The sequence below is a fragment of the Bacillus sp. FF-1 genome, from assembly GCF_028548245.1.
Taxonomy (GTDB): Bacteria; Bacillota; Bacilli; order Bacillales; family Bacillaceae_G; genus Bacillus_A; species Bacillus_A paranthracis.
Genome location: NZ_JAQQGG010000003.1, coordinates 292,712 through 306,704, shown reverse-complemented (window position 1 = coordinate 306,704; position 13,993 = coordinate 292,712). Strand labels below are relative to the sequence as shown.

The 13,993-nt window shown below is 36.7% G+C and carries 13 protein-coding genes and 2 riboswitches; of the genes, 8 read left to right on the top strand and 5 right to left on the bottom strand.

Annotation, left to right across the window (positions count from 1 at the left end; all coding sequences use genetic code 11):
* The first annotated feature begins 35 nt into the window (after positions 1 to 35).
* The 4 genes from rpmG to glcK all read left to right on the top strand — a co-directional run bounded on the left by rpmG (position 36) and on the right by glcK (position 2,175).
* On the top strand, positions 36 to 185 hold the full coding sequence (gene rpmG / locus PQF83_RS12075; protein ID WP_001265616.1) for a 50S ribosomal protein L33: 150 nt from the start codon (positions 36 to 38) through the stop codon (positions 183 to 185).
* A gap of 104 nt (positions 186 to 289) precedes the next feature.
* Complete coding sequence (locus tag PQF83_RS12070) at positions 290 to 868, top strand: 5-formyltetrahydrofolate cyclo-ligase (RefSeq protein ID WP_001206419.1); 579 nt, start codon at positions 290 to 292, stop codon at positions 866 to 868.
* Positions 869 to 971: 103 nt separating this feature from the next.
* Positions 972 to 1,172, top strand: a complete 201-nt coding sequence (locus tag PQF83_RS12065) for a YqgQ family protein (RefSeq protein ID WP_000949156.1) — start codon at positions 972 to 974, stop codon at positions 1,170 to 1,172.
* 19 nt (positions 1,173 to 1,191) lie between these two features.
* Positions 1,192 to 2,175, top strand: coding sequence for a glucokinase (glcK, locus tag PQF83_RS12060; RefSeq protein WP_000391706.1), 984 nt, complete (start codon positions 1,192 to 1,194; stop codon positions 2,173 to 2,175).
* 80 nt (positions 2,176 to 2,255) lie between these two features.
* On the opposite strand, the gene PQF83_RS12055 is transcribed toward glcK, so the two are convergent.
* Positions 2,256 to 2,429, bottom strand: coding sequence for a DUF2759 domain-containing protein (locus tag PQF83_RS12055; RefSeq protein ID WP_000524853.1), 174 nt, complete (start codon positions 2,427 to 2,429; stop codon positions 2,256 to 2,258).
* Positions 2,430 to 2,599: 170 nt separating this feature from the next.
* Between PQF83_RS12055 and PQF83_RS12050 the strand changes: the two genes are divergently transcribed.
* Both PQF83_RS12050 and PQF83_RS12045 read left to right on the top strand, forming a co-directional pair.
* Positions 2,600 to 3,229: an MBL fold metallo-hydrolase gene (locus PQF83_RS12050; RefSeq protein ID WP_000871248.1), complete on the top strand. Its 630-nt coding sequence runs from the start codon at positions 2,600 to 2,602 to the stop codon at positions 3,227 to 3,229.
* 9 nt (positions 3,230 to 3,238) lie between these two features.
* A complete protein-coding gene (locus tag PQF83_RS12045) occupies positions 3,239 to 4,351 on the top strand; it encodes a class I SAM-dependent methyltransferase (protein WP_000525121.1) in 1,113 nt (370 codons plus the stop codon).
* Positions 4,352 to 4,494: 143 nt separating this feature from the next.
* On the opposite strand, the gene PQF83_RS12040 is transcribed toward PQF83_RS12045, so the two are convergent.
* The 4 genes from PQF83_RS12040 to metI form a co-directional block, all read right to left on the bottom strand.
* The gene (locus PQF83_RS12040; RefSeq protein ID WP_000894375.1) at positions 4,495 to 4,785 is read right to left on the bottom strand and encodes an ArsR/SmtB family transcription factor; all 291 of its coding nucleotides are present in this window, start codon (positions 4,783 to 4,785) and stop codon (positions 4,495 to 4,497) included.
* Between the two features lie 433 nt (positions 4,786 to 5,218).
* The gene (locus tag PQF83_RS12035) at positions 5,219 to 5,731 is read right to left on the bottom strand and encodes a cysteine hydrolase family protein (protein ID WP_000379161.1); all 513 of its coding nucleotides are present in this window, start codon (positions 5,729 to 5,731) and stop codon (positions 5,219 to 5,221) included.
* Between the two features lie 158 nt (positions 5,732 to 5,889).
* Positions 5,890 to 7,053 (bottom strand): cystathionine beta-lyase, encoded by a 1,164-nt coding sequence (gene metC, locus PQF83_RS12030; protein ID WP_000122291.1) that lies wholly within the window; start codon positions 7,051 to 7,053, stop codon positions 5,890 to 5,892.
* Entirely contained in the window at positions 7,050 to 8,162 is a 1,113-nt protein-coding gene (metI, locus tag PQF83_RS12025) for a cystathionine gamma-synthase/O-acetylhomoserine thiolyase (protein WP_000103875.1), read from the bottom strand. Before metI ends, metC begins: the two co-directional genes overlap by 4 nt.
* A gap of 93 nt (positions 8,163 to 8,255) precedes the next feature.
* Positions 8,256 to 8,365: riboswitch (SAM riboswitch) on the bottom strand.
* Positions 8,366 to 8,568: 203 nt separating this feature from the next.
* Positions 8,569 to 8,678: riboswitch (SAM riboswitch) on the top strand.
* 70 nt (positions 8,679 to 8,748) lie between these two features.
* On the opposite strand from metI, the gene PQF83_RS12020 reads away from it, so the two are divergent.
* The gene (locus PQF83_RS12020; RefSeq protein ID WP_000770345.1) at positions 8,749 to 10,581 is read left to right on the top strand and encodes a bifunctional homocysteine S-methyltransferase/methylenetetrahydrofolate reductase; all 1,833 of its coding nucleotides are present in this window, start codon (positions 8,749 to 8,751) and stop codon (positions 10,579 to 10,581) included.
* On the top strand, positions 10,581 to 13,979 hold the full coding sequence (gene metH, locus PQF83_RS12015; protein ID WP_000649710.1) for a methionine synthase: 3,399 nt from the start codon (positions 10,581 to 10,583) through the stop codon (positions 13,977 to 13,979). The genes PQF83_RS12020 and metH overlap by 1 nt, the downstream gene beginning before the upstream one ends.
* Positions 13,980 to 13,993: the final 14 nt, after the last annotated feature.

Genomic DNA, 13,993 nt, shown 5'->3' with positions numbered 1-13,993 from the left:
CTGATTTAAGTTATTAGTACTGGAGGGAAATAAGAATGCGTGTGAATATTACTCTAGCATGTACAGAATGCGGAGATCGTAACTATATCTCAAAGAAAAACAAACGTAACAACGCTGAGCGTATCGAGCTTAAAAAGTATTGCAAGCGTGACAAGAAGTCTACGTTACACCGTGAAACAAAGTAAGCAGTAGGAATATTTTCCTACTGTTTCTTTTTTTATTCGATTCCTCTCTTAAAAGTGATACACTATCATCGTAGAGCAAAGTATCACTGTGAGGGGGAAAATGTGTGAGAGAAGAGAAACTACGTTTACGTAAACAAATAATAGAGCACATGAATTCTTTATCAAAAGAACGGTATACAACTTTATCAGAGCAAATTGCATTTTCGTTGTATGCACAAAAAGAGTGGACTGAAGCTAAAACAATTGGAATCACTCTTTCAATGGAAAATGAAGTGAATACATATCCTATTATCGAAAAAGCTTGGGAAGAAGGAAAGAAAGTTGTTGTTCCGAAGTGTAATAAAGAAACAAGAACAATGTCCTTTAGGCAAATTAGTAATTTTGATCAATTGGAAACAGTGTATATGAATTTACGTGAGCCAATTCCAGCGCTTACGGAAGAAGTGAATGCAGATGAAATTGACCTTCAAATTGTACCAGGTGTAGCTTATACAGAGCGAGGAGAACGGATTGGATATGGTGGTGGCTATTATGATCGTTATCTCATGCATTATAAAGGGAAAACGCTATCATTAGCTTATAGTTTTCAAATGGTAGACCATATTCCAATAGAGCCGTTTGATAAAAATGTAGAAAAAATTATTACAGAAAAAGGAACAATGGTTAAAAATGGGCTTGTATAGACAAATAAAAATTGACGAGACTTTTTCTTCTTGATTATAATAAAATATGTGAACGTTTTCTTATTATAATTTTTTATAGTAAGTGAGCATAGAGGGTGATGAAATGTTATCTATATATGATATTCAGCAATTGCTAAAGAAATTTGGTACGATTATTTATACGGGAGATCGAATTGCAGATTTACAATTAATGCAAGATGAATTGCGTGAATTAAATCAATCACAGCTAATCGATTCACAAGACTATCAAACAGCTTTATTTTTATTGAAGCAAGAAATTCAAAAAGAGCTAAATAAGAATTAGATAAAGGTAGGTAAGTAACATGGAAGAGAAATGGTTAGTTGGTGTTGACCTTGGTGGTACAACGATTAAATTAGCATTTATTAATGTATATGGTGAAATTTTACATAAGTGGGAAATCCCTACGAATACAAATGAGCAAGGAAAACATATTACACTTGATGTAGCGAAAGCTATTGATAAAAAGTTAGAGGAGTTAGGCGAATTAAAAAGTAAGTTAATCGGTATTGGTATGGGAGCTCCTGGCCCTGTACACGTGGCGTCTGGAATGATTTATGAAGCGGTTAACTTAGGATGGAAGAACTATCCGTTAAAAGATTTATTAGAAGTAGAAACAGGATTACCTGTTGTGATTGATAATGATGCGAACTTAGCAGCGCTTGGTGAAATGTGGAAAGGTGCTGGTGAAGGAGCAAAAGATTTAATTTGTATGACGCTTGGCACTGGTGTTGGCGGCGGTGTAATTGCCAATGGAGAGATTGTACACGGCGTAAGCGGTGCTGCTGGTGAAATCGGACACATTACAGTCGTTACAGAGAATGCTTTCCCATGTAATTGTGGGAAGTCTGGTTGCCTAGAAACTGTAGCATCTGCAACAGGTATTGTGCGTGTTGCTATGCAAAAAATACAAGAGACTGATAAAGAAAGTATTCTACGTTCTATGTTAGCAGAAGAAGGACGTATCACATCAAAAGACGTATTTGAAGCACATGGACAAGGTGATGAACTAGCAGGCGAAGTAGTAGAAAAGGTAGCTTCTTATTTAGGATTAGCTGTAGCGAACCTTTCTAGCACGTTGAACCCAGAGAAAATCGTTATTGGCGGAGGCGTTTCTAAAGCTGGAGATGCACTTTTAGAACCAATTCAACGCTATTTTGAGCAATATGCTTTCTCACGTGCTGTAAAGAGCACGAAGTTAGCTATTGCAACACTTGGTAATGATGCAGGTGTTATCGGAGGAGCTTGGCTTGTAAAAAAGCACAAATACGAAGCGAAGATGATATAAGTTGTGAAGTATGAAAAGAGGAAGGGGAAACCCTTCCTCTTTTTGTGCGAAATCTTGATGAAGACGAGCATGTAAATGAATTAAGCTGCTGGTGGGTACCCGTTATATAGAACAGTCATGATTGTAAACCATCCGAAAACGAGTACAGTTGCAATTGCAAAGCCGCCCGCGAGAAAATTCTTTTCGCGAAGTGTTCTAAGCGTAGCAAATACAGCTAACAGAGTGACAAGCGTAAAAATAATAACAAGGCCCATACAATATCCTCCTCTGTCTACCCATTCCTTAATATGAGTTTTTGGAATATTTACTCTTTTATATTGTACATGTTTTAAAAATGATTGTCGAGATAGCATCCTTTCTTTTCCTAAGAGAAAAAAATGTTGTATCATTGAAAGTAAGTTTAATAATTGGAGGAGATTTTCATATGAAATGGATACAAATGCCGTTAGGCCCATTACAAACAAATGCTTATATTTTAACGAATGAGCAAAATGAGTGTATTATCTTTGATCCTGGTCACGAAGGAGAGAAGCTCGTTACATATTTACAAGAAGAACAATTAAAGCCACTGGCTGTTTTATTAACACATGCTCACTTTGATCATATTGGTGCTGTTGATGCGGTAAGAGACGCTTTTCATATTCCTGTGTACGTACATAAAGAAGAAGCAGATTGGTTAGGCGATGCAACTGTAAATGGTTCTCAAATCTTTATGATGAATCGCAGCATTACAGCAAAACCAGCAGATCATATTATTGATGCAGAAGGTGCATTAGCAATTGGTTCATTTAACTTTGAAATTTTTGAGACACCAGGACATTCTCCAGGCAGTATTTCTTATTACTGTAAAGAGGCGAATGCTGTATTTTCTGGAGATGTATTATTCCAAATGAGTATTGGAAGAACAGATTTACCTGGTGGAAGTTTTGCAGAGTTGATTGGAAGTATTGAAGAGAAATTATTTGTATTACCTGATGAAACAGCGGTGTTATGTGGACATGGTCCAGAAACAAGCATTGGTTTTGAAAAAGAAAATAATCCATTTTTACAGTAAGGAGCTAGTATGGGGATGGAGCTCATTTTAAAAGAATGGATGGAAAAAGAAAAGGATTATTCAATTTCATACAGTACATATATGAACCTCGCATTATATGCAGAGGAACATGGATATTATATGAAAGAACGTGAAAAAATAGGAAGACAAGGGGATTTTTTTACAAGTAGCAACGTATCCTCTGTGTTTGCAAAAACTTTTGCTAAGTTTTTTATTCGTCTTGTTGAAAATGGTGAAGTTGCTCCACATATTTGTGAGATTGGTGGGGGGACAGGAAGGTTTGCCTATGATGTTTTACAAGAATGGAAGCAATTATCACCGGAAACCTTTATTGATTTAAACTATTCGATAATTGAAATGAGCCCTTTTCATAGAAAATTGCAGCAAAAGACTCTTTGTTCCTTTTCTAATGTGTCATATTATACGTCGCATAGTGAAATGGGAGAATCGTTCGAGGGGATTCTTTTTTCGAATGAGTTATTTGATGCATTTCCTGTTGAAGTAATTGAGAAGAGAAATGGAATATTGTATGAAGTACGTGTTACGTACACAGAGGAAGGGAAACTTGCAGAAGTATGTAGGCCGTTACATAAAAGAATTGGTCGATACTTATTGAAATATAATATTCATCTCGCTGAAGGCCAGCGTTTTGAAGTGCCAATTGCGATGGAAGAATATATAAAAGAAATTGCGAAATGGTTTCAACGAGGTGTATGTATTACAGTTGATTATGGATATACAAAAGAAGAATGGATGCATCCCGCACATCAAGAAGGTAGTTTACGAGGATATTACGAGCATAAATTAATTCGTAATCCTTTAGCGTATCCAGGTGAAATGGATCTTACTACTCATATTCATTGGGACGAACTGAAAGAAATGTTTAGCCTGCAAGGTATGAATATGGTATGGCATAAGAAACAATCTGAGTTTTTGTTAGCAGCAGGAATACTAGAGCTGCTTACGAATCATCAAGATCGGGATCCTTTTTCTGAAATTCAAAAACAAAATCGTGCAGTTCATTCTATGATTTTGAGCGGAGGATTGGGGAGTGCATGTGATGTTGTTATACATACGAAACATATGCAACAGTTACACTTGGATCGGTATTTGAAAATATAAAAAACAAGACACAGCATAGTTCTGTGTCTTGTTTTTTAATACGACTTATGTAGCATCATATATTTCCTCTCATGATATATATTTATATTAAAGATATGAGATGAAAAATATAAAATACATCCTTTTTTTCTGTCTATGAGTCCCTAACCCAATAATACGCGAACGAGTTGAATAATTGTCTCGTTTTCTACTTTGTAATAAATTTCCAATCCTTTTCTTTCACTTGAAACGATTTTAGCACTTTTTAACTTTGCTAAATGCTGTGAAATTGTAGATTGTGGCATGTTTAAGCCAGTGTACATTGTAGAAACGTTGCTTGGACCGCGTTCAATTAATCCTTTTACAATACATAAGCGAACAGGATGAGCAAGTACTTTCAATAATTCTGCATTGCTTTCATATAGTTCTATTTCTTTTTGAAAGGTTTCTAACATGTTCTTTTCCACCTCCGTGTGAGCTGTTATACCATACTATACATACCAAAAAATTAAAGAAAAGAAAACAGTTGTTGCAGAAAAACATTCCTAAAGTAAAGAAATTGTAAGAAAAGAGACCCTGATGTAAATAAAGTAGATAATTTAGCACGGTTTTGTAAAATGACATTTTTGGGTGAAAATTTCGATGCGTTTTAAAAATTGAAAGATATAGATATATTTGTAACACAATTTTATCATGATTTTCTTATTCTTTCAAATGAATATACGAAATTTTTAAAATAATATGACAAAGGAATTATAATGTTATATATAGAATATAAAACAGGTTAAAAGAAAAGAAGCCGAATTTAGTCAGCTTCTTTATGGTGAAAATGAAATGTTTGAATATAGCTGATAAATCTTAGAATTACCAAGATGTTAGTTATGTATTCTAGATTTCATCTTTCATCAATTTTAAAAATCTGTGGTTCCATATATTTTCATAAAAATCAATTGTCTCTTTTGCGGACATAAATGGATTATTTAACGTAGAGGTTGCTTTCTGGAACATGAAGTTTTCGTACCCTAGTCCATGGGCAAATTTAATCGTGGTATCCATACAGTACTCTGTTTGGGCACCACAAAATTCAATACGATGTACAGATAATTGATCTAAAATCTCTTTCAAGTTTGTGTTATAAAAAGAATTGGCATGTGTTTTTCTTACAAAAAAATCTTGTTTTTGAACATCTAAATCTGAATGAATAGCCCAAAGTTCTTTTTCAGGTACTAAATCATCATCACAATGTTGAACGAAAAGAATTGGTTTATTTGATTTTCTGTATGAAGAAATTCTTTTATTTACTTTTGTAAGTAAATTTTGTAAGTCAAATAAATGTTCTTCGCTATAACATACTCCATTTTGTAGATCGATAACGATTAAAATATCTGCACAAGTATCCATTATTTTTGCCCCTTTTTTACTTCTTAATATATCAATTAATTCATTACTTGGAAATGGGTGTACTCTTTCTTTTTTTATGAACTATACGAAAAGTAAAAAGTATAATCGAAAACATAAAAAGAAGATATGAAAATTTAATTTCATATCTTCTTTTCGCTCTATGCATTTACAGGCTCTTCTACATAAGAAAGGGCATTTTCAAAATCGGATATTAAATCGTCAACATTTTCAAGACCGACGGATAGCCGAAGTAATGAATTTGAAATCCCTCTTTCATCACGAGCTTCTTGCGATAGTGCTGCATGTGACATTTTAGCTGGGTAGGAAAGGATCGATTCGACAGCCCCTAAACTAACCGCAAAGACAGGTAATTTTACTTTTGATAAAAATTGGCGAAGTGCGTCTTCTGATTGTAAAGTGAAAGATAGGACAGCTCCTGCTGATGTAGCTTGAGATTGTTGAATGTTAAATCCAAGATGTGTTTGTAATCCTGGATAATAGACATTTTGAACTTTAGCGTGCTCTTGTAAATAGTGTGCAATTTTATTGGCATTAGCAGCTGAATGCTCAAGACGTACATGCAATGTTTTTAGACCACGAAGTACGAGAGAACAATCTTGCGGGCCTAGAATAGCGCCGAATGAATTTTGTAAAAAGCCAAGTTTTTGAGCGAGATCGGTATCTTTTACAACTGCTAATCCGGCAGTAACATCACTATGACCGGCAATGAATTTTGTGGCACTATGAAGAACGACATCAGCGCCAAGGTCAAGTGGTTTCTGGAATAGTGGTGTCAAAAATGTATTATCAACAAAAGTAAGGGCGCCAATAGATTTTGCAAGTTTAGAAACAGCACGAATATCTGTCACTTTTAAAAGTGGATTGGAAGGTGTTTCTACATAAAAGAGTTTTGTATTTGGCTTAATGTTTTGCTTTATTTCTTCTAAATTGGTCATATCAACAAATGTATGTGAAACACCGTAACGGGAGAGAACTTCAGTTATCATTCGATAAGTTCCTCCGTATACGTCTTCTGAAATGAGTACGTGATCACCTTGTGAAAGGAGGAGGAATGCAGTAGAAATCGCTGCAATTCCTGATGCGAAGGCAAATCCTTTTGTTCCGCCTTCTAATAAAGCAATGATGTCTTCAAGAGCTTCACGAGTTGGATTGCCTGACCTGCTATAGTCATATTTCCCGAACGTATCTACATCAAATTGGTGAAATGTTGATGTGTTATAGATGGGAACGTTAACAGCTCCTGTTTGCGAGTCATGTTTATATTGGTTGTGCAGTAAGAGTGTATCTATAGAATAACTCATATTCTTACACCTTCTTTTACAAGTTTAATGGCTTGCTTTAAGTCTTGAATTAAATCGTTACTATTTTCAATACCAACGGAAAATCGAAGAAGACGATTACATACACCGTTTGCTGTTCTAATTTCTTCAGGAATATCAGCGTGTGTTTGTGTTGCTGGATATGTCATTAAACTTTCAACACCACCGAGACTTTCGGCAAATGTAATTAAGGATAAAGATTGTAAGAATGGATTAATCCATGTTTCATCTTTCAGACGAAACGAGATCATGCCGCCTCTTCCAGGATAAAATACATCTGTCACCCCATCCTCATCATTTAAATAAGCAACAACTGCTTTTGCATTTTCTTCATGTTGTCTCATGCGAAGCGCTAACGTTTTCATACCACGGATTAATAGCCATGAGTCAAATGGACTTAAGACCGCACCAGAGGCATTATGATAATGAGCGATTTCCTCACAAAGTTCCTTTCCTTTTGCAACGACAAGTCCGCTTAGTACATCGTTATGACCACCTAAATATTTCGTTGCGCTATGAAGTACAATATCGGCACCTTCTGTTAATGGCTGCTGTATATAAGGTGTGTAGAATGTGTTGTCTACAATAAGAAGTAGTCCGTGTCTTTTCGCTACAGTTGCAACAGCGGCAATATCGGTAACTTGCATTAATGGATTAGTTGGAGTTTCTATGAAAATAGCCTTCGTTTTCGTTGTGATGGCTTGCTCAATTTGTTTAATAGATTGTGTATTTACGTATCTACATCGAACGTTCCACTTTTTTTCGTGCTCAGAAAATAATCGATAAGTGCCACCGTATAAATCTTCAGAAACAATAAGTTCGTCTCCAGAGCGGAATAGGGAAAGGACAAGAAGAACGGCTGCCATCCCTGAACTACAGGCATAACCTTGTTCACCGCATTCTAAGTCTGCGATTGCCTGTTCTAATAGGCCGCGCGTTGGATTTCCAGTTCGTGAATAATCAAATCCAGTAGATTTACCAATTCCTTCGTGACGATAAGCAGTTGAAAAATAAACAGGTGGATTAACAGTTCCTGTTGTAGTTTCACTCCGGTTTCCGATTTGCGCTAATTTTGTTTCGATAGTTGACATGTGAAAATTCCTCCTTTTTAAATTGAACCATTAGTTGAATATAAAATAAAAAAGCCTTCTAAGAAGAAGGCTTTCGGTTTGAATAGAGTCTTCTTCTCATCTGTCAAATCTTTCACAATTTGCTGGAATTAGCACCTTATTAACAAATGTTAATGGTTGCTGAGGCGTCATAGGGCCAGTCCCTCTACCTCTCTAGATAAGAATGTTCGTATGAAATTTTATTATGTTTTTAACTTTACAACAAAAGATAATTGAATTGCAACTTTATTTTAAATAATTTTTATTTTTCCGCAAGTGTCATTGACTTTTGTATTTGTGCGTGCTAAATTTATAAAAAAATTAACAAACATTGTTAAAAGGGGAACGCATTTCCTTTTAGCTACATAAATAAAATAATAAAGACAAACTCTTATTGAGAGCGGTGGAGGGAAAGGCCCTGTGAAACCCGGCAACCTTCAAACGAAATGTTTGAAACGGTGCTAATACCTGCAAAACGAATGTTTTGCATAATAAGAGGAGGATCGATTATGTCCCCCTCTTCAAAGTGAAGAGGGGGTTTTTATATTGATAGAAATGAGGGAGATTTGTGAAATTACTAGATTTATTATCAAAAGGAATTGTAATAGGTGATGGTGCGGTTGGGACGTTATTACATTCACATGGTTTGCAAAGTAGTTTTGAAGAATTGAATATATCTGATCCAGATTTAATTGTATCGATTCATAAGCAATATGTAGCGGCTGGGGCAGATGTGATTCAAACAAATACGTACGGAGCAAATGAAGCGAAATTACGTATGTATGGATTAGAAAATCAAGTTACTGAAATTAATAGAGCGGCAGTAAAACTGGCGAAAGCATCTGTTACAGACAGAAATGCAATTTTAGGCACAATTGGTGGTATGAAACATATCGGGGCGGTTACGACAACTGATATGGAGCGAGAATTTATGTTACTGGAACAGGCAAGTGCATTATTAGAAGAACAGGTTGATGGACTGCTATTAGAGACTTTTTATGATGAGTTTGAATTACTTCATGCTGTCCAGGTGTTACGAAAAGAAACAAATATTCCAATTGTAGCGCAATTGGCGTTACATGAGGCGGGTACGACTCAAAATGGAAATGATGTAAATGAAATATTAAAACAACTTTTAGATTACGGTGCAAATGTTGTTGGATTGAACTGCCAACTAGGGCCACTTCATATGACGGAAGCTTTTAAAATGATATCGATTCCGAAAAATGGTTACTTGTCAGCATATCCAAATGCAGGTCTCCCAAATTATGTAGAGGGACGATACGTATATGAGGGAAGTCCAGCTTATTTTGAAGCGATGACACCGAAATTTATTGAGCAAGGTATTCGGTTATTGGGCGGTTGTTGTGGCACGACTCCAGAACATATTGAAAGTATGAAACGTGCTACTCTAAATGTTACGCCTGTAATACAAAAGGATACGGTTCAAAGACCGAAAGTAGTTCATACACATGAGAAACGTTCAAAAGCTCATGTCACTTTAGCAGAGAAAGCAAAAAAACAAACGACCGTAGTAGTGGAATTAGATCCACCAAAAACGTTAGATACGCAGCGGTTTTTTGAAGGCGCAAGAGTATTGAAAAGAGCTGGAGCAGATGCTATTACTCTAGCAGATAATTCATTAGCATCGCCCCGTATCTCGAATATGGCAATGGGAGCATTATTAACGAAGCATGATATTCCGGTATTGACGCACTTAACATGTAGAGACCATAATGTCATCGGACTACAATCTCATTTACTAGGATTATCAGCGTTAGGCATGGAAGAAGTGTTAGCTTTAACTGGAGATCCAGCGCGCGTTGGTGATTTTCCAGGTGCCACTTCTGTATATGATTTGTCCTCTATCGAGCTCATTAAAATGATTAAAGAAATGAACGATGGGCGTTCCGTTTTAGGGAAATCCATTGGACCGGCAACAAGGTTTTCTGTGGGTGGTGCATTTAACCCGCATGTAAGACATTTAAAAGCAGCGGTTAAGCGAATGGAACGGAAAATAGATGCTGGAGCAGAATATTTCTTAACGCAGCCAATCTATGATATCGCGTTAATTGAAGAAGTGTATGAAGCGACAAAGCATTTAGAACAACCTATTTTTATTGGGATTATGCCATTAATAAGTAAACGGAATGCAGATTTTCTTCATTTTGAGGTGCCAGGTATTACTTTACCTGAAGCAGTAAGAGAGAGAATGGATGGACATGAAACGAAAGAGGCAGCAATTGAGGAAGGGATTCGTATTTCTCAAGAATTAATCGATGCGGCGATGAAATACTTTAACGGCATTTATCTTATTACACCATTTTTAAAATATGAAATTACAGAACATCTTGTTAAATATGTGAGAGAAAAGCAAGAAGTGAAAGAAGGTATTAATTGATGAAATGTATAGAAGAAAAATTACAAAATAACATCTTACTATTAGATGGTGCAATGGGAACGATGATCCAGCAAGAGGATTTAACTGCGGAAGATTTCGGAGGAGAGGAGTACGAAGGGTGTAATGAGTATTTAGTAGAAACAAGACCAGATGTTATTTTAAAGATTCATAAAGCCTATATTGAAGCTGGAGCGGATATTATTGAAACAAATACATTTGGGGCAACCAATATTGTACTAAGTGATTATGAGTTATCTCATTTAGACGAGGAGCTAAATGAGAAGGCAGCGCGTTTAGCGAAGCAAGCAGTCGAAGAAAGCGGGAAGGAAGTATATGTTGCGGGAGCAATGGGACCGACAACGAAAGCGATTAGTGTTACTGGTGGTGTAACGTTTGAAGAATTAATTGAAGCTTATACACGGCAGGCAAGAGGATTGTTGAAAGGAGAAGTGGATGTATTACTCGTTGAGACGAGTCAAGATATGCGTAACGTGAAGGCTGCTTATATTGGAATTCAAGCGGCTTTTGATGAACTAAATACAGTTGTACCTATCATGATTTCGGGAACGATTGAACCGATGGGAACGACTCTAGCTGGGCAAACAATTGAGGCTTTTTACTTATCGGTAGAACATATGAAGCCATTATCTGTTGGATTAAACTGTGCGACTGGTCCGGAGTTTATGAGAGACCATATTCGTTCTCTATCTGATTTATCGGAGTGTTACATTTCTTGTTATCCAAATGCAGGTCTTCCTGATGAAGATGGACATTATCATGAATCTCCATCCTCGCTTGCCGAGAAAGTGAAGCGATTTGCAGAAGAAGGATGGGTTAATATTATCGGTGGTTGTTGTGGTACAACACCAGAACATATAAAAGCAATGAAATCCGCATTAACGTCTCTTAAACCTCGTGAACAGCAAGAGAGAGCGGGACATGGGGTTAGTGGATTAGAGGCACTGCAATATGATGACTCTATGAGACCGTTATTTGTTGGTGAAAGAACAAATGTTATTGGATCACGTAAATTTAAAAGATTAGTAGCAGAAGGGAAATTTGAAGAGGCTGCTGAAATCGCTAGAGCGCAAGTGAAGAAAAATGCTCATATTATTGATATTTGTATGGCAGACCCGGATCGCGATGAAATAGAAGATATGGAAAACTTCTTGGCAGAGGTTACGAAAGTGTTAAAAGTACCGATTATGATTGACTCAACAGATGAACATGTGATGGAGCGAGCTCTTACTTATATTCAAGGGAAAGCTGTTATTAATTCAATTAATTTAGAAGATGGAGAAGAGCGATTTAAAAAAGTGACACCGCTTCTTCGTAAATATGGTGCTGCAATTGTAGTTGGAACAATCGATGAAGATGGAATGGCAGTAAGTGCGGAAAGAAAACTAGAAATTGCGAAAAGAAGTTATGAGTTATTGACGACGAAATATGGTATACGCCCATCAGATATTATTTTTGATGCACTTGTATTTCCTGTAGGGACAGGTGATGAAGAGTATATTGGCTCGGCGGCTGCGACGATAGAAGGGATTCGCCTTATTAAAGAAGCATTACCAGAGTGTTTAACGATTTTAGGTGTAAGTAACATATCATTTGGTTTACCACCAGCTGGTCGCGAAGTGTTAAATTCCGTCTTTTTATATCATGCAACGAAAGCAGGGTTAGATTACGCGATTGTAAATACGGAAAAATTAGAGCGCTATGCGTCAATTCCTGATGAAGAAAAACGCCTTGCAGATGCATTGCTTTTTGAAACGACGCAAGAGACGTTGGAGAAATTTACAAACTTCTATCGCGTGGCAAAAAAGAAAGATGTTGTTGTCCAAGAAACATTAACACTTGATGAAAGGCTCGCAAATTACATTGTAGAAGGTACGAAACAAGGTTTACACGAAGATTTAAGTCTCGCACTTACAGAAGGAAGAAAACCTTTGGATATTATTAATGGCCCACTTATGACAGGAATGGATGAGGTAGGAAGATTATTTAATAATAATGAGCTTATCGTTGCTGAAGTATTGCAAAGTGCTGAAAGTATGAAAGCTGCTGTAAGTTATTTAGAGCCACATATGGAATCTAGCGATAGTGCGAAAAAAGGGAAAGTATTATTAGCAACTGTAAAAGGTGATGTGCATGATATTGGGAAAAATCTCGTTGAAATTATTTTAGCAAATAACGGATATGAGATTATTAATTTAGGAATTAATGTTCGCTCGGATCGAATTGTGCAAGAAGTACAAGAAAAGAAGCCTGATATTATAGGTCTTTCTGGTTTATTAGTAAAATCGGCTCAACAAATGGTAACGACTGCTGAAGATTTAAAAGCGGCGGATATTGATATTCCAATTGTTGTAGGCGGGGCAGCGTTAACGAGAAAGTTTACAGATAATCGCATTTCGCCATCTTATAAAGGGCTCGTATGTTATGCGAGTGATGCGATGACGGGGCTGGATATTATTAATAAGCTTCAAAAAGAAGAAGAGCGTGAGAAGATGAAGCAGGATAAAAAAGAACGTCATCTTCATATCGTAACAAAAGAAGAGAAGAAAGTAGAAATTCCAGCAGTAATTGAGCCATTACCGAAGGCTGAGGTTATCGTACCGGATTCAACAAAACGAATTGTATTAAGAGATGTTCCTGTTTCACATCTCGCGCCATTTCTAAATAGACAAATGCTGCTTGGACATCACCTTGGCCTAAAGGGAAGTGTGAAGAAACTTTTGCGAGAGGGAGATAAAAGAGCGCATGAATTAAATGATTTAATAGATGAATTATTGCAGGAAGGACAATCTTGGTTAAAACCGAAAGCAGTGTATCAATTTTTCCCAGCGCAAAGCGACGGACAGAATATTGTAATATATGATCCAGAAGATCATACGCGTGTTATAGAGCGTTTCACATTCCCAAGACAAGGAAAAGCACCATATCGTACTTTAGGTGACTATTTACGCCCAGTTGGAGATGAGATGGACTATGTTGCTTTCCTATCTGTTACGGTTGGAGAAGGTGTTCGTGACATTGCTGAAGAGTGGAAGGCGAAAGGTGATTATTTACGCAGTCATGCTATTCAATCGTTAGCGCTTGAACTAGCAGAAGGACTTGCTGAAAAAACACATATGCTCATTCGCGATCGCTGGGGGATTCCAGATTCGCCAGAATTGACGATGGAAGAACGCTTCCGTACGAAATATAGAGGGATACGAGTGTCCTTCGGTTATCCAGCATGTCCAGAACTCGCAGATCAAGAAAAGTTATTTCGCTTAATTCATCCAGAGGAAATAGGTATTTCATTAACGGAAGGATTTATGATGGAGCCAGAAGCGTCTGTAACGGCTATGGTATTTTCTCACCCCGAGGCAAGATATTTTAGTGTATTATAGTCTAGAAGGGGGAG

Excerpts from the sequence above, each read along its gene's own strand:
- rpmG (WP_001265616.1), top strand. The coding sequence starts at position 36 with ATGCGTGTGAATATTACTCTAGCATGTACAGAATGCGGAGATCGTAAC.
- PQF83_RS12065 (WP_000949156.1), top strand. The coding sequence starts at position 972 with ATGTTATCTATATATGATATTCAGCAATTGCTAAAGAAATTTGGTACG.
- glcK (WP_000391706.1), top strand. The coding sequence starts at position 1,192 with ATGGAAGAGAAATGGTTAGTTGGTGTTGACCTTGGTGGTACAACGATT.
- PQF83_RS12055 (WP_000524853.1), bottom strand. The coding sequence starts at position 2,429 with ATGGGCCTTGTTATTATTTTTACGCTTGTCACTCTGTTAGCTGTATTT.
- PQF83_RS12050 (WP_000871248.1), top strand. The coding sequence starts at position 2,600 with ATGAAATGGATACAAATGCCGTTAGGCCCATTACAAACAAATGCTTAT.
- PQF83_RS12045 (WP_000525121.1), top strand. The coding sequence starts at position 3,239 with ATGGGGATGGAGCTCATTTTAAAAGAATGGATGGAAAAAGAAAAGGAT.
- PQF83_RS12040 (WP_000894375.1), bottom strand. The coding sequence starts at position 4,785 with ATGTTAGAAACCTTTCAAAAAGAAATAGAACTATATGAAAGCAATGCA.
- PQF83_RS12035 (WP_000379161.1), bottom strand. The coding sequence starts at position 5,731 with ATGGATACTTGTGCAGATATTTTAATCGTTATCGATCTACAAAATGGA.
- metC (WP_000122291.1), bottom strand. The coding sequence starts at position 7,053 with ATGAGTTATTCTATAGATACACTCTTACTGCACAACCAATATAAACAT.
- metI (WP_000103875.1), bottom strand. The coding sequence starts at position 8,162 with ATGTCAACTATCGAAACAAAATTAGCGCAAATCGGAAACCGGAGTGAA.
- metH (WP_000649710.1), top strand. The coding sequence starts at position 10,581 with ATGAAATGTATAGAAGAAAAATTACAAAATAACATCTTACTATTAGAT.